The sequence below is a fragment of the Paraburkholderia sp. genome, from assembly GCF_047605525.1.
Taxonomy (GTDB): domain Bacteria; phylum Pseudomonadota; class Gammaproteobacteria; order Burkholderiales; family Burkholderiaceae; genus Paraburkholderia.
The window spans coordinates 209,478-233,338 of the sequence record NZ_JASGFN010000006.1; the positions used below are offsets into that span (position 1 = coordinate 209,478).

Consider the following 23,861-nt stretch of genomic DNA (forward strand, 5'->3'; position numbering starts at 1 on the left):
CCCAGCATCCACGCGCCGGTCCTGCCGGCCGACCCATTCACCTCCGACCCGTCCGCTGTCCGTTCAATGGCTCTACCCCATATCGATCTGCTGTACTCCGTCTCCGGCCTGGGCGTCGGCTTTCTGGTCGGCCTGACGGGCGTCGGCGGCGGCTCGCTGATGACGCCGATCCTCGTCCTGCTGTTCAACGTGCATCCGGCCACCGCGGTCGGCACCGACCTGCTGTACGCAGCCGCCACCAAGGCGACCGGCACGCTCGTGCACGGCCTGAAGGGCTCGGTCGACTGGCAGGTCACGCTGCGCCTCGCGGCCGGCAGCGTACCCGCCGCGACGGTCACGCTGATCCTGCTGCATCGCCATGGGATGGACACGCCCGGCGCGGGCCGGCTGATCCAGGTCGTGCTCGGCGCGGCGTTGCTGATCACGGCGATCGCGTTGATATTCCGTCCGCAACTCGCAGCACTTGGCGCCCGCAAGCAGCGCGCGCCGAGCCAGGGACGCACGCTCGCGCTGACGATGCTCACCGGCGCGATCCTCGGCGTGCTGGTGTCGCTGACGTCGGTGGGCGCGGGCGCGATCGGCGTGACGGTGTTGCTGCTGTTGTATCCGCTGCTGCCGACCACCCGCATCGTCGGCTCCGACATCGCGCATGCGGTGCCGCTCACGCTGCTGGCGGGCGCGGGGCATTGGCTGCTCGGCTCGATCGACTGGTCGATGCTGCTGTCGCTGCTGGTGGGGTCGCTGCCGGGCATTGCGATCGGCAGCTATCTGTCGTCGCGCGCGCCGGACGCGCTGCTGCGCAACCTGCTCGCCGCGACGCTGACGCTGGTCGGTGTGCGGCTGGTGATGTCCTGACTATGCCGGGCGTTGGCCCGACGCGCAGACTGCGCGGGCTGACGCGCAGCCGCGACTGCCGCCGGGGTTCTCCCGTCTATTTGAAAAACCGGCAGGTCAGATCCGCTTCGAACTGCCGGATCCACTGACCGTGGCGATCGCGATACGACTGTGCCCAGCCGCCGCGCCGCACCGTGACGAGACGCTCGTGCGCGGGCTCGCCCGGCGTCATGCTGGCGCTGATGTCGAAATGCACTGGCGCGAAGCCGTGCCGCGCGCACACCAGTTCGAAGGCCGCCCGATCGCCGATCGGCAGGTCGATGTAGCGGAAAAGCGTGGTTTCCATAGTGCTCGCTCCCGTTGCGTGCCTTCACAGTACGCCTCGCGACACGTCAACAATGTGTCGCAGCGCACAATGCATGGTACAGGCACGCAGATCAGCGTGCACGGCCAACGGCATCATCAGCGGCAGGCAAGGGCAAGCCTCGCAACGGACAACGATAAAAACCCGCGACGGCATCCGGCAACTCAACCCAATGGCGCAAAAAAAAGCTCCGGCGCTATGCCGGAGCCCGTTTGACTACGCGGATGCATCACGATGGCGCAAGCACGGCGCCCGCGCGCTACGCCGATGCGCAAAGCCCGCTCCACACGGGTCGCGTCGGCGTCGCACGGCCGTCGCGGCGCCGCGCGGCTGACGCACCGCTTACTGCTGCATGACGGTCAGCTTGTTGGAGACCGACGTCACGCCCGCGACGCCCTTGGCAGCCGTGCCGGCGGCATCGATCTGGTCCTGGCTCGGCACCGTGCCAGTCAGCGTCACGGCGCCGCCGCGCGCGCGCACGGCGATGTTCGACACGTCCAGCCCGGCAGTCTTGGTGAGCGCGGCGCGCACCTTGCGGCCGAGCTGGTGATTCGCGCGCTTGCCGGCCTTGACGCTGGCCGCCGTCGAAGTCGAATTCGTCGCCGGAGCGCTTGCCTGGGCGTACACATTGCATGCCACCACCATCGCCACAACCGAGCCCAGCGTTTTCAGAAAACCGACCGTCTTCATAGCTCTCTTCTCCTTGGTTTCACATTGGACCGCATGTACAAGCGGTTTCGTTACGACTACGGGCGGCCGCGCCGGCGCGAACGCGCGACAGCGACGGCCGGCTACGGCTATGACACGGTATGCGAGAGGCGAGAGAGGCCGGCTGCCGTTCACCGGCCGTCATGCGCCTCTCGACAGGGGCGGCACGCGGACCGGCACGGAAAACCAGCAAACCGCGAAATTCGCCGACGCATCCGGTTCTTGTCTGTCGTGCCGGAATCGCGCCGCGCAAACGTTGGTTCGCGGTAGCGAAGCACAATTTAATCTAGCCGGGACAGAAGCGCAAAGGGTTTAGAGATCGGCGTGGCGCGCCGACAGCGGCCGCGACATGCGGGTTGGGTAAGGATGGGGCGCGGCGACGGGCGCGCGATTCCCGTTTCGCCAACGCCTGAATCTCAGGTACCATCGGCGCGACACGTGCTGCCGCGCGGCCAGCCGACCCAACGAGATGCGGCGGCGGCTTGACGATACTCCCGGGCGCGCCACCACGCATGCAGCCATCCACTTCCGCCCTTTCGACCGTCGCCACCAGATGATCCGATGAAGCCAGCCACCGGCCGCAGCCGCCCTCCCCGTCTCGTCGCCCGTTTTGTCGCGATCTCGTGGCGCGACCTGGCGGTCTCGTTCGGTCCGCTCGTGCTGCTCGGCATCGTCGCGATCTGGGCCGCCGTGCGGCTGATACAGCCCGCGCCGCCGAACACGCTGACGATCAGCGCCGGCCCCGAAGGCAGCACCTTCTGGAACGCCGCGCAGAAGTACAAGACGATCCTCGCGCGTAACCGCATCACGCTGAACGTGCTGGTCTCGCAAGGCTCGCAGGAAAATCTCAAGCGTCTGTCCGATCCGAAATCGAACGTCGACGTCGGCTTCGTGCAGGGCGGCATCGCGCCCGGCACGGTGGCGAGGGACAAAGATCTGATGTCGCTCGGCAGCGTCGCCTACGTGCCGCTCGCGGTCTTCTATCACGGCGCGCCCGTTCAGTGGCTGTCCGAATTCAAGGGCCAGCGGCTCGCGATCGGCGCCGAGGGCAGCGGCACGCGCGAACTGGCGCTCGCGCTGCTGAAGGCCAACGGCATCGTGCCGGGCGGCCCGACCAAACTGCTGCCGCTGTCGGGCGACGAGGCCGCCGACGCGCTGATCGACGGCAAGATCGACGCGGCCTTCCTCGCCGGCGACTCGGCGCAACCGGCGGTGATGGGCAAGCTCTACCGCACGCAGAACATCCGCTTCTACGATTTCACGCAGGCCGACGCGTACACGCGGCGCTTTCCGTACCTGACGCAACTGAAAGTGCCGATGGGCGCTTTCGACCTCGGCAAGAACCTGCCGGCGGCGTCGATCAGCATCGTCGCGCCGACCGCCGAGCTGGTCGCGCGCGGCTCGCTGCATCCGGCGCTGTCGGACCTGCTGATCGAAGCCGCGCGCGAGGTGCACGGCGGCGCGACCATCATGCAGCGCGCCGGCGAATTCCCCGCGCCGCTCGCGCACGACTTCCCGTTGAGCGACGACGCCGCGCGCTACTACAAGTCGGGCAAGAGCTTCCTGTACCGCACGCTGCCGTTCTGGATCGCGAGTCTCGCCGACCGGCTGCTGGTGGTCGTCGTGCCGCTGATCGTGCTGCTCGTGCCGGCGCTGCGCGTCGTGCCGGGGCTGTACGCGTGGCGGGTCAAGTCGCGCATCTATCGCTGGTACGGCGCGCTGATCTCGATCGAGCGCAGCGCGCTCAGCGAGCATTCGGCGGCCGAGCGCGCGTCGCTGATCGAGCGGCTCGACACGATCGAAGACTCGGTCAACGGCATGAAGATGCCGCTCGCGTACGCGGACCAGTTCTACGTGCTGCGCGAGCATATCGGCTTCGTGCGGCGACGGCTCACGGAAGGCCGCGACGCGCTGGGGCCGCTGGACGAGGCGGACGATGAAGCGGCGCGGCAAGGCCCGCAACCACCCGCTGAACACCCGGCCGCCGGCGCCGGCCAGAGCGGCGACAGCCGTCCCGCCGCCACGCAAGACGAAGCAGCCGAACCCGGCCTCAAGCGGTAGCAGCATGGCAGCAACGCGGCAGCCAGGCGCTGGCGCCCCGCCACCAGGGGATATCGACCGGTGCAAGCGATGGCCGCACCGCGTAAGATCGTTACAATTTTGACGCAATAGCGGACGCGCCGTCCGCGCCGCCCAGAACAGGCAATCCGGGAGACATTTATGACCGTTGGCATCGACGCCAGACAGCCGCTGTGGTTTTACGATTTCGTCTCGCCGTTCACCTACCTGTTGCTCGAGCAACACGACAAATGGCCCGGCTTCGACTTCGCGTTCACGCCGGTCGTGCTGAACGAACTGTATCGCCACTGGGGCCAGCGCTCGGCGTACAGCGTGCCCGCCAAGCGCACCTTCATGTACCGGCATGCGCTGTTTCGCGCGGAGCAACTGGGCATTCCGTACAAAATGCCGCCCGCGCATCCGTTCGACTCGATGAAGCCGCTGCTGCTCGCGACTGCCGCGAACGGCGACGTGCAGCTCGTGCGCGAGATTTTCCGCTTCATCTGGCGCGAGGGCCGCGACCCGTCGAGCGATGAAGCGTTCGCCGAGCTGTGCGAGCGCGTCGGCAAGCCGGACGGTCCCGAGCTGATCAGGAACGAAGACGTGAAAGCGCAGTTGCAGCGCAACACCGCCGATGCGATCGGTCTCGGCGTATATGGCGTGCCGACCTTTTGTCTGAACGACCAGCTGTTCTGGGGCGAAGACGCGCTGCCGATGGTGCTGTACTGCGCACGCACGCCGAACTGGCTCGAATCGCGGGAAGTGAAGCGGATCAGTGCGCTGCCGTCGGGACTGGCGGACAAGCCGGCTTGAGCGCGCGCCGACGCGCTGATCCCCGCCATACCGCGCGCGCTATGCCGCTCGCCCGCAAACGGGCCTAAGGTTATAACCTTCGCACCCCACGCGCGCGCCGTGCGGCGAGCGGTTCGCTCCGCTCGCGCCAGCGCGCTTTCATCATGGACGACACCGCCGCCTCCCTCGATATCTGGCTCGTGCGCGTGCTGCGCACGCTGCTCGTCGAGCGCAGCGTCACGCAGACCGCGCTGCGTCTGAACCAGACCCAGCCCGCGATCAGCACCGCGCTGCGCAAGCTGCGCGAAACGCTCGGCGATCCGATTCTGGTACGCGGCAAGGCGGGCATGGTGCCGACCGAATATGGCGAATCGCTGCTCGCGGCCGCGCAACGCGTGTTGCGCGACGTCGATTTCGTCGCGACGCCGCACGGCGATTTCGATGCCGGCCGCTCGCGCCGCACGTTTCGCATCGCCGCGCCCGACTATCTGAACGACTTCTTCATGCCGACCGTGATCGCGCGGTTTCGCGAAGCGGCGCCGCATGCGCGGCTCGAAATCGAATCGCTGGGCCCGCTCTTCGATCATTCGGCCGCGCTCGACGCCGGCGAGCTCGATCTCGTGATCGGCAACTGGCCGAAGCCCGATCCGCGTTTCGAGCGCAGCGACCTGTTCGCCGACACCGTCGTATGCATGATGCGCGCCGATCATCCGCTCGCGCACACGCCGCTGACGCGCGACGCGTATCTGGCCGCGCCGCATCTCGCGCCGGCGCCGTATAGCGGCACGCGCGGCGGCGCGATCGACACCGGTTTCGCGCGGGCGCACGCGCAACGGCGCATCGTCGCGACGCTGCCCTACTTCGGACTCGTGCCGCAGACGCTGCTGCAATCGGATCTGATCTTCACGACGACGCGCCGCTTCGCGATGCATTACGCGAGCATGCTGCCGCTCGCGGTCGTCGATGTGCCGATCGCGTTTCCGCGCATCAAGTGTTATCAGATGTGGCATCCGCAGCCGGACCGGCCGAGCGATATCGGCTGGCTGAGGGCGTTGATGTCCGGGGTATCGGAGACGCTGGTCGCGCGGAAAATGCCACGCGCGACAGTGCGGAAGCCGCGTAAATAGCGGCCGCGAAAAATTCTGAAAGAACGAGACCTACAACGGCATGCCGTATTACATTCTTAGCGCCTATGTCGAATGAGAAAAAAATGACGCCGCCAGATTCTTACCCTGCCATGCGCCACATATTTACCGTGTATTTTGGCCAGGACTTTGACCTGTTTGGAGACACCGTTCCGGAAATTGTCTCGTGCTACAGGAGAGATGAATCTCACAGACGTGAGGATCTGATTCGCGAAATAGGCTCGTTCATAGGCGAACACCCCAAGGACCTGGATGCCGCGTTCGAACGGGATTACGGTTCAGCGTTTGACCCAGAATCGTGGGGTCACACTACAGCTTCGTTCCTTGACGAGTTGAAGCGACTCCTGAGTGAGTAAGCGCCCGGTTGCACCGCCTGTTGCGTCCTCACCCGCAGCAACTGCGCGCACACCGCAATCGCAATTGCCGAGGGCGCTTTATCGACGATCCCCTCGACGCCGATCGGACACGTCATTTCCGCAAGCCGCTCGGGTTCCACACCGCGTTCGAGCAGACGCCGCTCGAATTTCACGCGCTTCGTCTTCGAGCCGATCATCCCGAAGTAGCTGAAATCGCGCCGCCGCATGATGCGCGCGGCGAGCGAAAAATCGAGCGCATGGTTGTGCGTCATCACGAGGAACCATGCGCCCGGCGGCGCCGCGTCGACGATCGCGTCGGGCGTGTCGGTCGCCTCGACCTGCACGTTGGGCGGCGTTTCGTCGGGGAACAGTTCGTCGCGTTCGTCGACCCACTGCACCACGCACGGCAGCGTGCCGAGCAGCTCGACGAGCGCGTGCCCGACATGCCCCGCGCCGAACAGCACGATATGCATCGGCGCCGGGCGCGAAGCCGGATCCGGCGCGGCGCCGCGCCGGCCGATTCGAACTGGTGAGCCATCGTTCATCGCAACCATCCCGCTCAGACAATCATTCACGCGTACTTCCATGCTTCGCTCCTGGGCCTGCGGCGTGCCGTCACGCCTGCCGCGCCGCCGTCGTCGCGGCCCGCACCGCGCCGACCGCCTTGAGAATTTCCTCGCTGGTCGCGGGCGCATTGAGCGGCGGATTGACCTTGTGGCCGCCCACCGCCGACACCGCGTCGCGCACCGCGAAGAACACCGAGAACGGCAGCAGCAGCGGCGGCTCGCCGGTCGCCTTCGAACGGTGGATGCTGTCCTCCGCGTTGCGGTTCTTGAACAGCTTCACGTTGAAGACCGGCGGCACATCGTTGACGGTCGGAATCTTGTAGGTCGACGGCGCATGCGTCATCAGCTTGCCGCCCGTGTTCCACCATAGCTCCTCGGTCGTCAACCAGCCCATCCCCTGGATGAACGCGCCCTCGACCTGGCCGACGTCGAGCGCCGGATTCAGCGACGCGCCCACGTCATGCAGCGCATCCGCGCGCAGCACGCGCATTTCGCCGGTCAGCGTGTCGATCACGACTTCCGACACCGCCGCGCCATACGAGTAGTAATAGAACGGCCGGCCTTGCAGCTTCGACTGATCCCAGTACAGCTTCGGCGTCGCGTAGAAACCGTCGGACCACAACTGGATCCGCGCGAGATAGGCCTTCGCGATCACCTCCTCGAACGGCACGACGACATCGCCGACCACCACGCGGTCGTGCACGAAGCGCACGGCCGCCGCATTCACGCAGCCCTCGCCGAAACGCTCGGCCGCAAACGCGGCAAGCCGTTCGCGCAACTGCCGCGCGGCATCCTGCGCGGCCTTGCCGTTCAGATCGGAGCCGGTCGAGGCCGCCGTCGCCGACGTATTGGCGACCTTGCTGGTATCGGTCGCGGTCACGCGGATGCGGTTAAAGCCGACGCCCAGCTCATGCGCGACGACCTGCGCGACCTTCGTGTTCAGCCCCTGGCCCATTTCGGTGCCGCCATGATTCACGAGCACCGAGCCGTCGGTATAGATATGCACGAGCGCGCCGGCCTGGTTGAAGTGCGTGACGTTGAACGCGATGCCGAACTTGACCGGCGTCAGCGCGAGACCCTTTTTCAGGATCTCGTTGTTCGCGTTGAATTCGTCGATCGCGTTGCGGCGCGCGCGATAGTCGCTGGTCGCTTCGAGCTCGTCGATCAGCTCGTGAATCACGTTGTCTTCGACCACCTGGCCGTACGGCGTCCGGTTGCGCTCGGTCTTGCCGTACAGGTTGCGGCGCCGCACGTCGAGCGAATCCATGCCGACCGAGCGCGCCACGTTGTCGAGGATGTACTCGATCGCGAACGCGCCCTGCGGGCCGCCGAAGCCGCGAAACGCGGTGTTCGACTGCGTGTTGGTCTTGCCGCAGAAGCCGTCGATCGACACGTCCGACAGCCAGTACGCGTTGTCGAAGTGGCACAGCGCGCGCGTCATCACCGGGCCGGACAGGTCGGCGGAAAAACCGCAGCGCGACGTCATGTCGACCTCGACGCCGTCGATCACGCCCTGCTCGTCGTAGCCCACTTCGAACGTGTAGTGAAAATCGTGGCGCTTGCCGGTCACCATCATGTCGTCGTCGCGGTCCGGGCGCAGCTTGACCGGGCACAGCAGCTTCCATGCGGCGAGCGCCGCGCAGCACGCGAACAGCGCCGACTGCGATTCCTTGCCGCCGAAGCCGCCGCCCATGCGCCGGCATTCGATCAGCACGTTATGCGAGGCCACGCCGAGCGCGTGCGCGACGAGGTGCTGCATTTCGGTCGGATGCTGCGTCGAGCAGTACACATGCATGCCGTCGTCGTCTTTCGGCACCGCGTACGAAATTTGCCCTTCCAGATAGAACTGCTCCTGGCCGCCGAGCAGCATTTCACCGGCTTCGCGATGCGCGGCGCGCGCGATCTTCGTGCCGGCGTCGCCGCGCGCGAGCTTCATCGGCGGCAACACGAACTGGTTCGCGGCGCGCGCCTGCTGCGCGGTCAGCACCGCGGGCAATTCCTCGTAGACCACGTCGGCGCGCCGCGCGCCGAGGCGCGCCGCATCGTGCGACGTCGCGACCACGATGAAGATCGGCTGGCCGACGTATTGCACGACGCCGTCGGCGAGAATCGGATCGTCGCCGTGGATGATCGGGCCGACGTCGTTCACGCCGGGAATGTCGTCGGCGGTGAAGACCGCGACCACGCCGGGCGTCGCGCGCACCTTGTCGAGCGACATCGACACGATCTTCGCGTGCGCCTTCGGCGACAGCCCGAGCGCCGCGTGCAGCGTGCCGGCCAGCTCGGGGATGTCGTCGGTGTAGGTCGCGCGGCCGCTCACGTGCAGATGCGCGGATTCGTGCGGACGCGACACGTGGACCTGGGTGAAGTCGTCGAGATCCTGAAGCTCTTTCAGGAACGGCTCGGCTTGCTGGTTCATCGTTGTGTTCTCCGTATCCTTTGGGAACGCGTCGCGCTCAAACGCTCGCGCCGGCCGGCTCGACCGCGCGCACGTCGAGCAGGTTCTTCGGCAGCGGATTGTGCGGGCGCGTTTCGAGCCAGAAGCGGTACAGCGTGTTCTTCGCCGCTTCGAGCCGGTAGTCGCTGGTCGCGCGCATGTCGCTGAGCGGCGCATAGTCGTTGCCGAGCGCGAGCATCGCGGCCTGCGCGGTCGCCTCGTGCCATTCGGCGTCGCGCAGCACGGCTTCGGCGTGGAGCGCGCGCTTCGGCGTCGCGGCCATGCCGCCGAACGCGATGCGCGGCTCGCGGATCACGTTGCCGTCGGCGATGAACGAGAACGCCGCGCACACGGCCGAGATATCCGAATCGAAACGCTTCGACAGCTTGTAGGTGCGAAAACGCAGATTCGCGCGCGCGCCGGTGCGGGTGGGCACCTTCAAGCCGACCACGAACTCGTGCTCCGCCATATCCTTCTTCTGATACGCGAGGTACAGGTCTTCGAGCGGCATCTCGCGCTCGATCTCGCCGCCGCGCACGATCACGCGCGCGCCGAGCGCGATCAGCCCCGGCATCGAGTCGCCGATCGGCGAGCCGTTCGCGATGTTGCCGCCGAGCGTGCCGGCATTGCGGATCGGCAGCGACGCGAAGCGCTGCCACATTTCGGTGAGCTCCGGGTACTGCTTCGCGATCTCCGCGTACGCTTTCTCGACGCTCACGCCCGCGCCGATCCCGATCCAGTCGTCATTCGTTTCGAGCTTGCGCAACTCTGCGATCTGGCCGACATAGACGACGTTGCCGAGCTCGCGCATCTGCTTGGTCACCCACAGGCCGATGTCGGTACTGCCCGCGAGAATCCGCGCGGCCGGCTCGGCTTCCTTCAGTTGCGCGAGCGCCGCGACCGTGCGCGGCGCGGCAAAGCGCTGGCCCGCGTGCTCGTAGTGGAACGTGTCGCCGCGCTCGAGCGGCGCGAGCGCGGCGGCCAGCGCCTTCACGTCGACCGGCGCCCGCGGCGCGGGCGCATCGAACATCCGCTCGGCCGCATCGACGATCGGCCGGTAGCCGGTGCAGCGGCACAGATTGCCGGTCAGCGCGTTGTTGATCGTCTCGCGCGACGGCACCGTGCGGTTCGCGCAGCCCTGTTCATGGCCGTGCTTTTCGTACAGCGCCCACATCGACATGATGAAGCCCGGCGTGCAGAAGCCGCACTGCGAGCCGTGGCATTCGACCATCGCCTGCTGCACCGGATGCAGCGAGCCGTCGGGCTGGCGCAGGTCCTCGACGGTGAAAAGCGCGCGGCCGTCGAGCGTCGGCAGAAACTGGATGCACGCGTTGACCGCCTTGAAGTCGACGCCGCCCGCCGCGTTGGGCTCGCCGATCACCACCGTGCACGCGCCGCAGTCGCCTTCGGCGCAGCCTTCCTTGGTGCCGGTGCAATGCGCGTCCTCGCGCAGATACTGCAGCACCGTGCGGGTGACGGGCGCGTCCTTGATTTCGCGGATCGCGTTGCGGTGATAGAAGCGGATCGGCTCAGTCATGTCTCATTGCTCTCGTCTGTTCTGTGTTCGCGCGGACGGGCCGCGTCGATGGTTTGAAAGCTATCACCGTCAATAAACCCAACCCATAGCGCGAATTGCATGCAGGACATATCCGTAAAACGATATCGACATGGATTTGCACGGCATTGCGCTTATGTCGAGATGGAAAATTTGCCACTCTTTTTTGATTTTTACGGCATTGAAGCCACGGGAAATAAGAGCGGACGCGGGCGTTCGGCCCAAGAAGCTTGCGTCGGCGCGGCTAAAACCGCCCTTTATAAGCGCGCCCAGGCGCACGAAAGCACGCGAAAACGCCTTAATTCGACGAAGAATCAAGCCATTCCTGCAAAGGAATCGGTTCCATGGGAGAATCACGCATTCCCGCCGATTTCAAGTCTCGTTTTCCCGATGTCCACCGACTCCGCACCCGCCCGCAGCGAATTGGCGACGACCCTGCAGATCATTCCGGTCGTCTTTTTCACCTTTCTTTGCTACCTGACCATCGGCATTCCGCTTGCGGTGCTGCCCGGCTACGTGCATGGCGACCTCGGCTATAGCGCGGTGCTCGCGGGCGCGGCGATCAGCGTGCAATATCTCGCGACGCTCGCTTCGCGGCCGCTGGCCGGCCGTTCGGCGGATACGCTGGGGCCGAAGCGCACGGTGTCGATCGGTCTGATCGGCTGCGGCGCGAGCGGCGTGTTTCTGCTGCTCGCCGCGCTCACCGGGCACTGGCCGGTGCTGAGCCTCGCGCTGCTCGTGTGCAGCCGCCTCGTGCTCGGCTTCGGCGAAAGCCTGTGCGGCACCGGCGCGATTCTGTGGGGGATCGGCCGCGTGGGCACGGCCAATAACGCACGGGTGATTTCGTGGAACGGCATTGCGACCTACGGCGCGCTCGCGATCGGCGCGCCGCTCGGCGTGGCGATTTCTCATTCGATCGGCTTCACCACGCTCGGCATTCTCGTGATCGCGCTCGCGGCGCTCGGCTACGCGCTCGCGCGGCTGATCGCGCCGGTACCGGTCGTCCACGGCGAGCGGATGTCGTACCGCAGCGTGTTCACGCGCGTACTGCCGCACGGCATGGGTCTCGCGCTCGGCTCGGCCGGCTTCGGCTCGATCGCGACCTTCATCACGCTGTTCTACGCGGCGAAGCACTGGCCGAATGCGGCGCTGTCGCTGACGCTGTTCGGCACGCTGTTCATCGGCGCGCGCCTGCTGTTCGCGAACACGATCAGGACCTATGGCGGCTTCCGCGTCGCGATCGCGTCGTTCTCGTTCGAATGCGCGGGTCTGTTGATGCTGTGGCTCGCGCCCGAGCCGCATATCGCGCTGGCGGGCGCCGCGCTGACCGGCTTCGGCTTCGCGCTGGTGTTCCCGGCGCTCGGCGTCGAGGCGGTCGGGCTCGTGCCGCCCGCGAGCCGCGGCGCGGCGCTGTCCGCGTATTCGGTGTTTCTCGATCTGTCGCTCGGTATTACCGGGCCGCTGGCCGGGTATATCGCCGGCGCGTTCGGCTATGGCTCGGTGTTTCTGTTTGCCGCGCTTGCGGCGGCCGCGGCGGTGGTGCTGTCCACCGTGCTTTATCTAAGAGATGCCGGTGCGCGAAATCGTGACGGCGTGCCCTGCTCGACAGCATCCTGACGGTATCGATAAAACGACGCGCCCCTGGCGACGACAGCCATCGCAGGGGCGCGTCGCGCCGCAGCCCGAGCGGCGCTGCTATTTCCCTTCCGACAACCCGCGCTCCAGCGCCGCGACGCCCGCCGGCAGATCGACCTTGACGCCGAGATCGACCATCGTGCGGCCGAGCGCATGCACGGTGCGAAACAGGTTGTGCTCGCGGCACTGCTCGCCCATCTGCCCGATGCGCACGATCGGCAAGCCGAACGAGCCGGAGATTTCCACCTGATGCTGCCGCGAGATATGCGCGCAGACATCGGCGGGACTCAGGCCGTCCGGCACCTCGATGCCGACCACCGAATTCAGCCGGCAATTCTCCGGTGCATACAGTTGCAGGCCCAATGCGCTCACGCCCTGCTGCAGCGCGAGCGAGCATTTCAGATGGCGCGCGAAGCGCTTTTCCAGCGTCTCGGCGCACACGAGCCGCAGCGCCTCGTGCAACGCGAGCACGCCTGACACCGGCGCGGTGTAGTGATAGCCGGCGTTATGCCAGAAGTTCTCGGCGAGTGACGCATCGAGGCACCAGTGCGTGTTCGGCGCGGTGCGGCCTTTGACGCGCGCCCACGCCGCGTCGGAAAACGCGATCAGCGACACGCCCGGAATCGACGACAAACCCTTCTGCCCGCCGGTGATCACCGCGTCGATGCCCCACGCGTCCATTTCGAGCGGCATCGTGCTCAGCGTGCAGACCGCGTCGACGATCACGAGCGCGCCCGCTTCCTTCGCGAGCGCGGCAATGTCCTTCAGATGGTGGTTCCACACCGTGTTCGAGGTCTCCCCCTGCACGACGGTGACGACCTCGGGACGCTCGCGGCGCATCGCCTCGGCGACCTGCTCGAGACTCGCCACGGTACGGTCCGCGACTTCGAGCGTGCTCACGCGCGCGCCGACACGCCGGCCCATTTCGCCCATACGGTCGCTGAAGAAGCCGTTCCTGATGCACAGCATGCGCGTGCCTTCCCACGCGAGATTGGAGATCGCCATTTCCATCGCGCCCGAACCCGGTCCGGCAACGCCGAGCACCCATTTCGATTGCGTCTGGAACACGTAGCGCGCCATCGTCTTCACCTGGCCCACCACCTTCGCCATCGTGCCGCCCAGATGGTTGATGACGATCGCATTGGCCTTAGCTACCGCGGCGGGAATCGGCACCGGGCCGGCGCCCATCATCAGCAGCGGTTCTTCGGGAAGGATGGCGTCGAGCGATTCGACGACCGGGCAGGGGACGGATGAAGCTACGGTAGTGGAAGTGGAAATCGGCATGATCGGTACGTGAGTATTCAGGCGCAAAGGAAAGAACGGCCTCGCGGCGGTTAAGCCAGCGAGGCCGTTCGACCGATCATTCACCGAACCACGCGATTGCGCAAGATTTTTTGTGTCCGGCGTCGCGCGTTACCGTACCGCTGCACGCACCGGTACAGTCACTTCACTTTGGTCTTGTCGAGCTTCTTGCCGGTCGCCGCGTTGAAGCGCTCGACATACTCCTCGATCAGCTTGCGCATCGCGCGGCCGATCTTGCGGTAGTCGGACTCGTTCAGATTGGCGAGCGACACGCGCCCCGACGGATGCTGCGTGCCGAAGCCGCGCCCCGGCAGCAGCACGACGCGCGCCTCGCGCGCGAGCCGGAACAGCAGTTCGGACGGCTCGGTGTTCTTCAGCAGCCAGTCGACGAACTCGCGCCCGTACGCTCTTTCGCCGAGGAACTCGATGTCGAGAATCGTGTAGTAGTCGACCTGGTTCGGATCGTCGTCCTCGAACGAGATGCCGACTTCCTCGTAGAGCGCCTGCTTGCGCTTGCGGATCAGCCGCTTCAGCGCGTTCTTGTACGCGTCGGGTGTGTCCATCAGCGAGAACAGCGAAAACAGCACCATCTGCACCTGCTGCGGCGTCGACAAGCCGGCCGTGTGATTCAACGCGACCGTGCGGCTGTCGGCCACCAGCCGGTCGATGAATTTCAGCTTGTCGGGCTCGGTCGTGATCGACTCGTAGCGCGTATGCAGTTGCTTCTTCGCATCGGCCGGCAATTTGCCGATCAGCCGGTCGAGCACGTTGTCGCGATGCGTCGCGATTGCGCCGAGCCGCCAGCCGGTCGCGCCGAAATACTTCGAATACGAATACACGAGGATCGTGTTCTTCGGCGCGAGCGCGAACAGCGACACGAAGTCGTCGGCAAACGTGCCGTACACGTCGTCGGTGAGCAGGATCAGGTCGGGCCGTTCGTCGACGATGGCAGCGATGTGCTCGAGGCTTTCGTCGTCGATCTTCACCGACGGCGGATTGCTCGGATTCACGAGGAAGAACGCCTTCACCTTCGGATCGCGCAGCTTGTCGAGTTCCTTCTTCGAATACTGCCAGCCGTTCGCGACGTCGGCCTCGAGATTGACGACGTTCAACTGATAGTCGTTCAGGCGCGGAATCTCGATGTACGGGGTGAAGATCGGTATGCCGAGCGCGATCGTGTCGCCCGGCTTGATCAGATGGTTCTCGCGCATCGTGTTGAAGATGTACGTCATCGCCGCGGTGCCGCCTTCCACCGCGAAGATGTCGAACTCGCCGACGAACGGATGCTTGCCGATCATCTCGCGGCGCAGATACTGCCCCACGATGATCTCGGAGAGCTTCAGCATGCGGTCGGGCACCGGGTAGTTCGACGCGAGAATGCCCTCGCACATCTCATACAGGAAGTCGACCGACGACAGCCCCAACTGGTCGCGCACGTACGACACCGCGCCGCGCAGAAAATCGATGCCGGGCACGCCCCGGTTTTCGCGCAGGAACAGATCGAAGCGTTCCTCCAGGCCATCACGGCGCGGAAAGCCGCCGACACCCTCCGGCATGTACGCGAACGAGCGCTCCGACTCGCGCATCGCGAACAGGCCGAGCTGCCAGAAGCCGTGGCGCGGAATCGTCGCGAGAAAGTTCGGATTGCCGCGGCCCGCGTTGAGCATCGCGACGTTGGCGGGCCGCTCGACCGCGCTGCCGCCGGCGGCCTTGATCAGTTCGTCCTTCAGTTCGAACGGGCTCAGCGCGGCGAGACCGGCTTGCGCCGCCTGCGCGTCCGAGCGCTTCTTGTCGCCCTTCTCTTTTGCCATGATGCGTTCTCCAGTGAAGAGGTGAAAGACGCCGGCGTGGCGACGGTTCGCCCGGTTGCGGCCGGCTCAAAGAGTCAATGACGTTGCGTGGAAGACCGCGGCACGCGCGCTACACGAGCCCGACCACGAGCGGGCCGAGCAGCGTCAGCGCGACGTTCGCGATCGCGTACGTGATCGCGAACGGCACGGTCGGCACCGCGCTCTCGGCCTTGTCGAGCACGCCGCCGAACGCCGGGTTCGCGCTGCGCGAGCCCGACAGCGCGCCGGCCAGAATCGCCGCGTTGTTGTAGCGCAGCACGTAGCGGCCGAACAGCATCGTCAGCAGCAGCGGGAACAGCGTGACGAACACGCCGAGCAGGAAAATCGTCACGCCGCTCTGCTTGACCGTCACCACCGCCTGCAAGCCCGAATTCAACCCGACCACCGCGACGAACGCGGCGAGGCCGAAGTCCTTCAGCAATTGCGACGCGGCCGACGGCATCGCGCCATACATCGGATGCTTGCCGCGCATCCAGCCGAATAGCAGGCCCGCCAGCAGGCAGCCGCCACCCGAGCCTAGCGTGAGCGGCACGCCGCCGACATCGACGACGATCAGGCCGATCAGCAGACCGATCACGAGGCCGACGCCCATGTAGATGAAGTCGGTCTTGTTGCTGTACGGCAGCTCGTAGCCGGCGGAGTCGACCGCGCGTTTGGTGTCTTTCGGCGAGCCGTAGAAGGTGATCACGTCGCCGTGCTGCAACTCGGTTTCCGGCAGCACTGGCAGCGGCTGCCCGGCGCGCGACACCGCCTGGATATATACGCCGTGCCGCATGTCGCGATCCACCACTTCGCGCGCGGCGGCGATCGTCGTGTGATTCATGCCCTTGCGCGTGAACACGCCATCGCGCGTCTGCATCACGACACCGATGTCCTCGGCATCGGCGACCTCGTTGCCGTTCGCGCCGAATGCGACCACCGCCTCGCGGCGCCCGACGACGAGCACGATATCGCCGTCCTGCAACGTGAAATCGGGCGCCGGCTCGATCTGCTGGCCGCCGCGCTTGATGCGCTCGACCGTCAGCAGATCTTCGTGCAGCGTCTCGACCGCCTTCACCGTTTTGCCGGCGCTGAAATCGATCCGGTACGCGCGCCCGACGAGATCGGGCAACGCGAGCACCTGCCCCGGCCCGTGCGACGTCGCGCCCGACGAGAGCTCGCGCTCCGCTTCTATCGACGCCTCGCGCAGGCCCTGGCCCATGAACTTCGGCAGGATGTTCACACACACGATGATCGCGCCGAGCGAGCCGAACACGTAGGTCACCGCATACGCGATCGCGACGTCCGACTGCAGCGACTTGACCTGATCGGCGGGCAGGCCGAGCCGCGCGATCGCGTCGCCGGCGGTGCCGATGATCGCCGATTGCGTGAGCGCGCCGCCCGCGAGCCCGGCCGCGAGCCCCTTGTTCAGATGGAACAGCTTCGCGCACACCACCACGGTAATCAGCGCGCTGACCGCGAGAAACACCGCCATCGCGATTTCGCGCAGTGTCTTGCGGTTCAGCGAGTTGAAGAAGCCGGGCCCGGAGTCGTAGCCGACCGCGTAGATGAACACCGCGAACATCACCGCCTTCACGCCGTTGTCGATCGTCACGCCCGCCTGGCTGATGACCACCGCGGCGAGCAGCGAGCCGCCCACGCCGCCCAACTGGAACTTGCCGAAGTTGATCTGCCCGATGAAATAGCCGACCGCAAGCGACAGGAACAGCGCCATCTCGGGTGATTTATGAAAGATGCTGTGTAGCCAGTCCATCATGCCCTCGCTATTAGTTGGCAATACCGGTTACTGGATGCGGCGCGCGCTCGTGGCGCGGCCGCCTCATCTTCCGCGTGCGCGGCGACGCGGATACGGCAAACGTGGCAGGCCCCGCTAGCCGAGCTTGCCGGCGAGCCCCACCACCACGGGCCCCATCAACGGCAACAGGATGTTCGACAGCGCATAGGTGATCGTGTAGCCGATCACCGGCGTCGAGTTGCCGGTCACGCCGACGAGCGCGCTGATCGCCGGCGTGCTGCACTGCTGGCCCGCGATCGCGCCGAGCAGCATCGGCGCCTCCAGCTTCAGGAACGCGTGGCCGATCCACAGCGACAGCAGGCCCGGCACGAGCACCATCAGGATGCCGGCCACCGGCAGCGCGAGCCCGTATTCGCGCACCAGCCTGATCGCGTCGGGTCCGGCCGACAGACCGACCGCGGCGATGAACGTCGCGAGTCCGAAGTCCTTGATGATCTGCGCGGCCGCCGACGGCAGCGAGCCGACCAGCGGATAGCGCGAGCGGATCCAGCCGAACAGCAGACCCGACAGCAGACAGCCGCCGCCGGTGCCGAGCGCGAGCGTCACGCCGCCGATCGTGCCGCCGAGCCGGCCGATCGCCATGCCGACCAGCACGCCGAGGCCGAGATAGACGAAGTCGGTTTGCTGCGTCGCGGGCAGGATGTAGCCGAGACGCTTCGCGCCGCGCTCGACATCGGCTTTCGCGCCGACGATCGTCAGCACGTCGCCGCGATTGAGCTCGGTGCCGGGCAGCGCGGGGATCGTCGATTCGAGCCGCGTGACCGCCGCGATATAGACGCCGCGCGCGTTTTCCGGCTTCGCCTGCGCGCGCAACTGCGCGACCGTCATGCCGTGCGCGTCGCGCCGCGTCAGCACGACGTCGAGCCGTTCCACCGCGAACCGGGCGAAACCCGGGCCGGCCACTTCGTCGCCGACGCTCGCCGCCGCCTCGACGATCGCCGCGCGCCTGCCGGCCACCAGCACCAGATCGCCGGACGCGAGCCGCAGCTCCGGCGCGACCGGCAGCTTCGCGCCGTCGCGCTCGATCTGTTCGACGGTCAGGTGGTAGCCGGAGCGCGCTTCGAGCGCGCGCACGGTGATGCCATCGGCCGCGCCGACGCTAAACGCGCGGCCCACCAGCGCCGGTGCCGCCGCCCGCTGTCCGTCGCTGAACGCACCCTCGCCGCCGAGCTTGCGCCACACGCACGCGGCTTCGTCGCGCAGATCGACACGCAGCAGCAGCGGCGCGAACTGGCTCGTGAACAGCACGATCGTGACCAGCCCGAACAGGTAGCTGACGCTGTACGCGGTTACGATATTGGCCTGCAAACGCAGTGTTTCCGTGTCGGCGAGACCGAGCCGCGAGATCGCCTCGGACGCGGTGCCGATCACCGCCGATTCGGTCGCCGCGCCCGCGAGCAGGCCGGCCGCGGTGCCGATGTCGAGCCGCATCACGCTGACAGCGATCAGGATCAGCGCGAGCACCGACACGATCTCGATCAGCGACAGCACGCCATAGCGCCAGCCGCGCCCGATGTTCGCGACGAACTGCGGACCGCCGGTAAAGCCGAGCGCGAAAATGAACAGCGCGAACGCGGTGTTCTTCAGATCGGGGGAGATGCGCGCGCCGCTCTGGCCGAGCACGAGCGCGACGATCAGCGTGCCGCATACACCGCCCAACTGGATCGGGCCGATGCGAAACGAGCCGATGAAATAGCCGATCGCGAGACACGCAAAAAGCGCGATTTCCGGTTGCGATCTCAGCAATTCACCGATCATGTTGGTTCGCCGATTAACAGGTTAATTAGCAGAAAACAGACCACCGACTGCTGGAAAACCGGATCAATCCGTTTGACACCAGAAGATTCCGTTATCACGCGTCATGTATCACGCATTGAATTGCCGGCAACGGAAAAAGCGGAAAAAAGCGGAGATGGAAAGAGAACGGCGCAACCGCGCGTCTGGACGGATACCCCTTTATACGCACCGCGCGGCGGGACAGGCACCGGATTGATTCCCGCAAGCCCGACAGTCACTTTTTCCTCGCGAAGTCGCCTAACATCGTGAAAAAGATAAGCTGCTATTGGCCAATTTCTTGCAGCATGATTGAACATGCGTGCCCGCAATATCTGTCAAGCAATATTGCAGTTCCGTACCCCTGTCAATGTTCTTTTCATTACCGGAAACCGACTTCGCAAAACACCTCTGAAATCCGTCCGAAACACGCCTGAAAACATGCTTCAAAACATGTCTTCCCCGGAGCCCGATATGCGCATGATCCTGTTCAGCAGCCGCCAGTACGACATCGACACGTTCACCGAAGCCAACGCCGCGCACGGCTACGAACTGCACTTCCAGGAATCCCATCTCGACAGCGAGACCGCGATCCTCGCGCACGGCTACGAAGTGGTCTGCCCGTTCGTCAACGACACCGTCGACGCGGCCACGCTCGAGCGGCTTCACGCGGGCGGCGCGCGCATGATCGCGCTGCGCTCGGCGGGCTTCAATCACGTCGATCTCGCGGCGGCCGAGCGGCTCGGCATGCTGGTCGCGCGCGTGCCGGCCTACTCGCCGCACGCGGTCGCCGAACATGCGGTCGGTTTGATCCTCGCGCTGAACCGCCGCTTGCCGCGCGCGGTCGCGCGCACCCGCGAGGGCGACTTCTCGCTGCACGGGCTGCTCGGCTTCGATCTGCACGGCAAGACGGTCGGCGTGATCGGCACCGGCATCATCGGCCGGGTGTTCGGGCGCATCATGGCGGGCTTCGGCATGCAGGTGCTCGCGCACGATCCGGGCCCGGCCGCCGCCGACCTGCTCGCGCTCGGCGCGCGCTACGTGCCGCTCGATACGCTGCTCGCCGAAGCGGACGTCGTCAGTCTGCATTGCCCGCTGCTGCCGGCGACCTATCACCTGATCGACGGCGCGGCGCTCGCGAAGATGAAGCGCGGCGCGATGCTGATCAACACCGGGCGCGGCGGCCTCGTCGAGGCGAACGCGCTGGTCCGCGCGCTGAAGGACGGCCAGCTCGGCCATCTCGGGCTCGACGTGTACGAGGAGGAAGGCGGCATCTTCTTCGAGGATCATTCGAATCTGCCGCTGCAGGACGACGTGCTCGCGCGTCTTCTGATGTTCCCGAACGTGATCGTCACCGCTCACCAGGCGTTCTTCACCCGCGAGGCGATGACCGAGATCGCGCAGACCACGCTCGGCAATATCGCGGCCTGGCACGCGGGTACGCCGCGCAACGTCGTGCAGGCGGCGGGGTAGAGCTGCCAGGCTAGATGCTGCCGCCCTCGCCGCTCATCTGGGTCGCCCGGATCGCCGTGCGGGCGTCGTCGGCGGCGCCGCACAGTTCGCGCAGCAGCGTTGCCTCGCGCTCGTGCACTTCGACCGGACACCAGCGCGCGCCCGCCTCGGCCAGATAGCGCGCGCGATGCTGGCCGTTGCGAAACGCCACCACGCCCTCGCGCTCGACACCCAGCCAGCCGAGCAGACCCGGCGCGCGACGGGTCGAAATCGTCACGTACGGCATCTGCGGAATGCGCGGACTGTCGGGATCGAGAAACTCGCGAATGCCGCGCACCTTGCCCGCATGCCATTCGGCGACCGGCTTGAGCACATAGTCGGTTTTGTCGCGATCCGCGCATACGAGCAGTTTGCGCAGATCGACGAGTACGACCTGATGGCGCGTGCCGTCGGTCACGAATACGCGTTTCAGGCGCACATGGTCGTACCATGCATGCTCGCGCAACGGCACGATCCAGACCGTTTCGGCGCAGCCCGGCGCGGCGGCCGGCGATGAATTGGGCAAAGGCAGGGACAAAGACAGGGACAAAGGCAGGCTCGGCAAGCTGGCGAAAGGCCGCCAGCGCATCAATAGAGCGCTAACGCTACGAGCCGGATGTGAAAGAAACATGACAGCCCACCGGATTAATTACGCTGCATGAGCGTGCTGCAACGCTGCCCGGATAAAAACAGGCAAGCACCGATCTTCAAGGTACATAACGATGATACCTACCCAGCATTTCAATAACCATGTGCGTATCGAGTCGAATGACGACAAAGGCATCGCAACGATCGTCCTCGATCGGCCGGCGCGGCGCAATGCGGTCGATCGCCAGATTGCCGAAGCGCTCGGCGCCGCGTTCAGCCGCTTCGAGGCGGAGCCCGCGTGGCGCGTGGCGGTGCTGTTCGGCGCGGGCGGCACTTTTTGCGCGGGCGCAGACCTGAGCGCGCTCGCCGACGACGCGCGCCGCAACGAGCTGCACGCCGACGGCAGCGGCCCCGGCCCGATGGGGCCGACGCGCATGTGCTTGAACAAGCCGGTGATCGCCGCGATCGCCGGTCATGCGGTGGCCGGCGGACTGGAACTCGCCGCCATGTGCGACCTGCGCGTCGTCGAGGAAGACGCGGTGCTCGGCGTGTTCTGCCGGCGCGTGGGGATTCCGCTGATCGATGGCGGCACGATCCGTCTGCCGCGTCTGATCGGGCTGTCGCGCGCGCTCGATCTGATCCTGACCGGCCGCGCGGTCGATGCGCGCGAAGCGCTCTCGTTCGGGCTCGCCAATCGCGTCGTGCCGAAGGGCGAAGCACGCGCGGCAGCCGAGCAACTGGCCGCCGAGCTGGCCGCGTTTCCGCAGGCGGCACTGCTCGCCGACCGCCGCTCGGCACTGGAAAACAGCGCGCTCGACGAGCTCGCCGAGGCGCTGCGGCGCGAGGGCGCGGGCGGTTACGAGGCGGTATTCGCCGAAGGCGTGGGCGGTGCGGCGCGGTTTGCTTCCGGCGCGGGGCGGCACGGCGAAACGTTCGGGCCGGACGGCCCAGCGAAGTCGAAGTAACGTCAAGATTCCCCAGGACCGGCGCGTTGTATGCGCGCACGCGTAAACGGCATCGACGATGCCCGCATGCGGCTCGCCTATACGGTGGGCGGCGGACGCTTCGAGCATCATCACACGACGCTGCAGGTGGTGCCCGTTACAACTTGGGCGTTGCCGCGTGATCTGGATCAGCGACTTCAAGCCCGACGAGCGCAGCGCCGTGGTCGAGCCGCTAATGGATGCGGGTTGCGCGGCGCTCAGGCGCAACCTCGCGCGGTGACGCGCCGGCGCCCGTTGCCCGCGCCGCCGCTTTCCCCACGCTTTCCGCAAAAAACAACAGCTTTCGCGCCTGCCAGCACGCCAGTTTTGACTTAGGTAGAATCCCCTACTGATTTCCCCTTATCCGGCGCAGGTGTTGCCGTCGCAACGACGCCCGCGCGCCGCCCGGCGCGTCGCCCATGCGCCGCTTCATGCTTCACGCCCCATCATCGCCATGCCTTTGCCCCTGCTTGCTCTTGCCGTTGCCGCATTTGGAATCGGTACCACCGAGTTCGTCATCATGGGGCTGCTGCCCGACGTCGCGCGCGATCTGTCCGTGTCGATCCCGGCCGCCGGCATGCTGGTGTCCGCGTATGCGCTCGGCGTCACGATCGGCGCGCCGATCGTCGCGATCGCGGTCGCCAACATGCCGCGCAAGAAGGCGCTGATGAGCCTGATCGGCGTGTTCATCGTCGGCAATCTGCTGTGCGCGGTCGCGCCGGGCTACGCGGTGCTGATGGCCGCGCGCATCGTCACCGCGTTCTGCCACGGCGCGTTCTTCGGCATCGGCTCGGTGGTCGCGGCGGGGCTCGTCGCGCCGAACCGCCGCGCGCAGGCGATCGCGCTGATGTTCACCGGCCTCACGCTCGCCAACGTGCTCGGCGTGCCGCTCGGCACCGCGCTCGGCCAGGCGGCCGGCTGGCGCGCGACGTTCTGGGCGGTGACCGGCATCGGCGTGATCGCGGCGGCCGCGCTCGCCGTGTGCCTGCCCGCGAAGATCGAGATGCACGAGGCGAGCCTCGTGCGCGAATTCAGCGTGCTGAAGAACCCGCAGGTGCTGATGGTGCTCGGCATCAGCGTGCTCGCGTCGGCGAGCCTCTTTTCGACCTTCACCTACATCACGCCGATTCTCGAGGACGTGACCGGCTTTACGCCGCATGCGGTCACGCTCGTGCTGCTGCTGTTCGGCCTCGGCCTGACCGTCGGCAGCACGCTCGGCGGCAAGCTCGCGGACTGGCGGCTGATGCCGTCGCTGCTCGCGTTCCTGCTCGCGATCGTCGTGATCCTGTGCGTGTTCGCGGGCACGATGCACGCGCGCATTCCGGCGATGCTGACGGTCTTCGCGTGGGGCGTGCTTGCGTTCGCGATCGTGCCGCCGCTGCAGATGCTGATCGTCGATCGCGCGAGTCATGCGCCGAATCTGGCGTCGACGCTGAACCAGGGCGCCTTCAACCTCGGCAACGCGACCGGGGCATGGCTCGGCGGCATGGCGATCGGCGCGGGCGCGCCGCTGACGATGTTGCCGTGGGTGGGGGTCGTGACCGCCTTGGGCGCGTTGCTGCTGACGTTGTGGTCGGTGTCGATCGACCGGCGGCTGGCGGTGGCGGGCTAATCCGGGCTAATCCGGCG

Annotated in this window: 19 protein-coding genes; 9 read left to right on the top strand and 10 right to left on the bottom strand. The window is 66.4% G+C overall.

Features of this window, described 5'->3' with window-relative positions; all coding sequences use genetic code 11:
- Window positions 1-66 precede the first annotated feature (66 nt).
- Window positions 67-855, top strand: a complete 789-nt coding sequence (locus QM685_RS11260) for a sulfite exporter TauE/SafE family protein (RefSeq protein WP_415115765.1) — start codon at window positions 67-69, stop codon at window positions 853-855.
- A gap of 76 nt (window positions 856-931) precedes the next feature.
- Here QM685_RS11260 and QM685_RS11265 read toward each other — a convergent pair whose 3' ends face one another.
- Window positions 932-1,180 (bottom strand): hypothetical protein, encoded by a 249-nt coding sequence (locus QM685_RS11265; protein ID WP_415115767.1) that lies wholly within the window; start codon window positions 1,178-1,180, stop codon window positions 932-934.
- Between the two features lie 360 nt (window positions 1,181-1,540).
- On the bottom strand, window positions 1,541-1,888 hold the full coding sequence (locus tag QM685_RS11270; protein WP_415115769.1) for a BON domain-containing protein: 348 nt from the start codon (window positions 1,886-1,888) through the stop codon (window positions 1,541-1,543).
- Window positions 1,889-2,467: 579 nt separating this feature from the next.
- On the opposite strand from QM685_RS11270, the gene QM685_RS11275 reads away from it, so the two are divergent.
- The 4 genes from QM685_RS11275 to QM685_RS11290 all read left to right on the top strand — a co-directional run bounded on the left by QM685_RS11275 (window position 2,468) and on the right by QM685_RS11290 (window position 6,257).
- Window positions 2,468-3,967 (top strand): TAXI family TRAP transporter solute-binding subunit, encoded by a 1,500-nt coding sequence (locus QM685_RS11275; RefSeq protein WP_415115771.1) that lies wholly within the window; start codon window positions 2,468-2,470, stop codon window positions 3,965-3,967.
- 159 nt (window positions 3,968-4,126) lie between these two features.
- Window positions 4,127-4,777: a 2-hydroxychromene-2-carboxylate isomerase gene (locus tag QM685_RS11280; protein ID WP_415115773.1), complete on the top strand. Its 651-nt coding sequence runs from the start codon at window positions 4,127-4,129 to the stop codon at window positions 4,775-4,777.
- Between the two features lie 143 nt (window positions 4,778-4,920).
- A complete protein-coding gene (locus tag QM685_RS11285) occupies window positions 4,921-5,883 on the top strand; it encodes a LysR substrate-binding domain-containing protein (protein ID WP_415115775.1) in 963 nt (320 codons plus the stop codon).
- A 110-nt stretch (window positions 5,884-5,993) separates the two neighbouring features.
- The gene (locus tag QM685_RS11290) at window positions 5,994-6,257 is read left to right on the top strand and encodes a contact-dependent growth inhibition system immunity protein (RefSeq protein WP_415115963.1); all 264 of its coding nucleotides are present in this window, start codon (window positions 5,994-5,996) and stop codon (window positions 6,255-6,257) included.
- Here the strand turns inward: QM685_RS11290 and xdhC are convergent.
- The 3 genes from xdhC to xdhA are packed head-to-tail and all read right to left on the bottom strand — an operon-like array spanning window position 6,206 to window position 10,797.
- Window positions 6,206-6,844, bottom strand: a complete 639-nt coding sequence (xdhC, locus tag QM685_RS11295; RefSeq protein ID WP_415115777.1) for a xanthine dehydrogenase accessory protein XdhC — start codon at window positions 6,842-6,844, stop codon at window positions 6,206-6,208. The genes QM685_RS11290 and xdhC overlap by 52 nt on opposite strands.
- 28 nt (window positions 6,845-6,872) lie before the next feature.
- Complete coding sequence (xdhB, locus tag QM685_RS11300) at window positions 6,873-9,242, bottom strand: xanthine dehydrogenase molybdopterin binding subunit (RefSeq protein ID WP_415115779.1); 2,370 nt, start codon at window positions 9,240-9,242, stop codon at window positions 6,873-6,875.
- Window positions 9,243-9,279: 37 nt separating this feature from the next.
- Window positions 9,280-10,797 carry a xanthine dehydrogenase small subunit gene (gene xdhA / locus QM685_RS11305; protein WP_415115781.1) on the bottom strand — a complete coding sequence of 506 codons (1,518 nt, stop codon included), beginning with the start codon at window positions 10,795-10,797 and terminating at the stop codon, window positions 9,280-9,282.
- 408 nt (window positions 10,798-11,205) lie between these two features.
- On the opposite strand from xdhA, the gene QM685_RS11310 reads away from it, so the two are divergent.
- Window positions 11,206-12,432, top strand: coding sequence for an MFS transporter (locus QM685_RS11310; protein WP_415115783.1), 1,227 nt, complete (start codon window positions 11,206-11,208; stop codon window positions 12,430-12,432).
- Between the two features lie 78 nt (window positions 12,433-12,510).
- On the opposite strand, the gene QM685_RS11315 is transcribed toward QM685_RS11310, so the two are convergent.
- The 4 genes from QM685_RS11315 to aspT (QM685_RS11330) all read right to left on the bottom strand — a co-directional run bounded on the left by QM685_RS11315 (window position 12,511) and on the right by aspT (QM685_RS11330) (window position 19,155).
- The gene (locus QM685_RS11315; RefSeq protein ID WP_415115785.1) at window positions 12,511-13,734 is read right to left on the bottom strand and encodes a pyridoxal-phosphate-dependent aminotransferase family protein; all 1,224 of its coding nucleotides are present in this window, start codon (window positions 13,732-13,734) and stop codon (window positions 12,511-12,513) included.
- A gap of 158 nt (window positions 13,735-13,892) precedes the next feature.
- On the bottom strand, window positions 13,893-15,563 hold the full coding sequence (locus tag QM685_RS11320; RefSeq protein WP_415115787.1) for a bifunctional aspartate transaminase/aspartate 4-decarboxylase: 1,671 nt from the start codon (window positions 15,561-15,563) through the stop codon (window positions 13,893-13,895).
- A 109-nt stretch (window positions 15,564-15,672) separates the two neighbouring features.
- Window positions 15,673-17,355 (bottom strand): aspartate-alanine antiporter, encoded by a 1,683-nt coding sequence (aspT, locus tag QM685_RS11325; protein ID WP_415115965.1) that lies wholly within the window; start codon window positions 17,353-17,355, stop codon window positions 15,673-15,675.
- 117 nt (window positions 17,356-17,472) lie between these two features.
- Entirely contained in the window at window positions 17,473-19,155 is a 1,683-nt protein-coding gene (gene aspT, locus QM685_RS11330; RefSeq protein WP_415115789.1) for an aspartate-alanine antiporter, read from the bottom strand.
- Between the two features lie 489 nt (window positions 19,156-19,644).
- Here aspT (QM685_RS11330) and QM685_RS11335 point away from each other — a divergent pair, with 489 nt between their 5' ends.
- Window positions 19,645-20,643, top strand: a complete 999-nt coding sequence (locus QM685_RS11335) for a 2-hydroxyacid dehydrogenase (protein WP_415115791.1) — start codon at window positions 19,645-19,647, stop codon at window positions 20,641-20,643.
- A 10-nt stretch (window positions 20,644-20,653) separates the two neighbouring features.
- Here the strand turns inward: QM685_RS11335 and QM685_RS11340 are convergent, their stop codons facing one another.
- A complete protein-coding gene (locus QM685_RS11340; RefSeq protein WP_415115793.1) occupies window positions 20,654-21,292 on the bottom strand; it encodes a plasmid fertility inhibition factor family protein in 639 nt (212 codons plus the stop codon).
- Window positions 21,293-21,383: 91 nt separating this feature from the next.
- On the opposite strand from QM685_RS11340, the gene QM685_RS11345 reads away from it, so the two are divergent.
- Together QM685_RS11345 and QM685_RS11350 are read left to right on the top strand one after the other, a co-directional pair.
- Entirely contained in the window at window positions 21,384-22,214 is an 831-nt protein-coding gene (locus QM685_RS11345; RefSeq protein WP_415115795.1) for a crotonase/enoyl-CoA hydratase family protein, read from the top strand.
- Between the two features lie 472 nt (window positions 22,215-22,686).
- A complete protein-coding gene (locus tag QM685_RS11350) occupies window positions 22,687-23,844 on the top strand; it encodes an MFS transporter (RefSeq protein ID WP_415115797.1) in 1,158 nt (385 codons plus the stop codon).
- The last annotated feature ends 17 nt before the right edge of the window (window positions 23,845-23,861 follow it).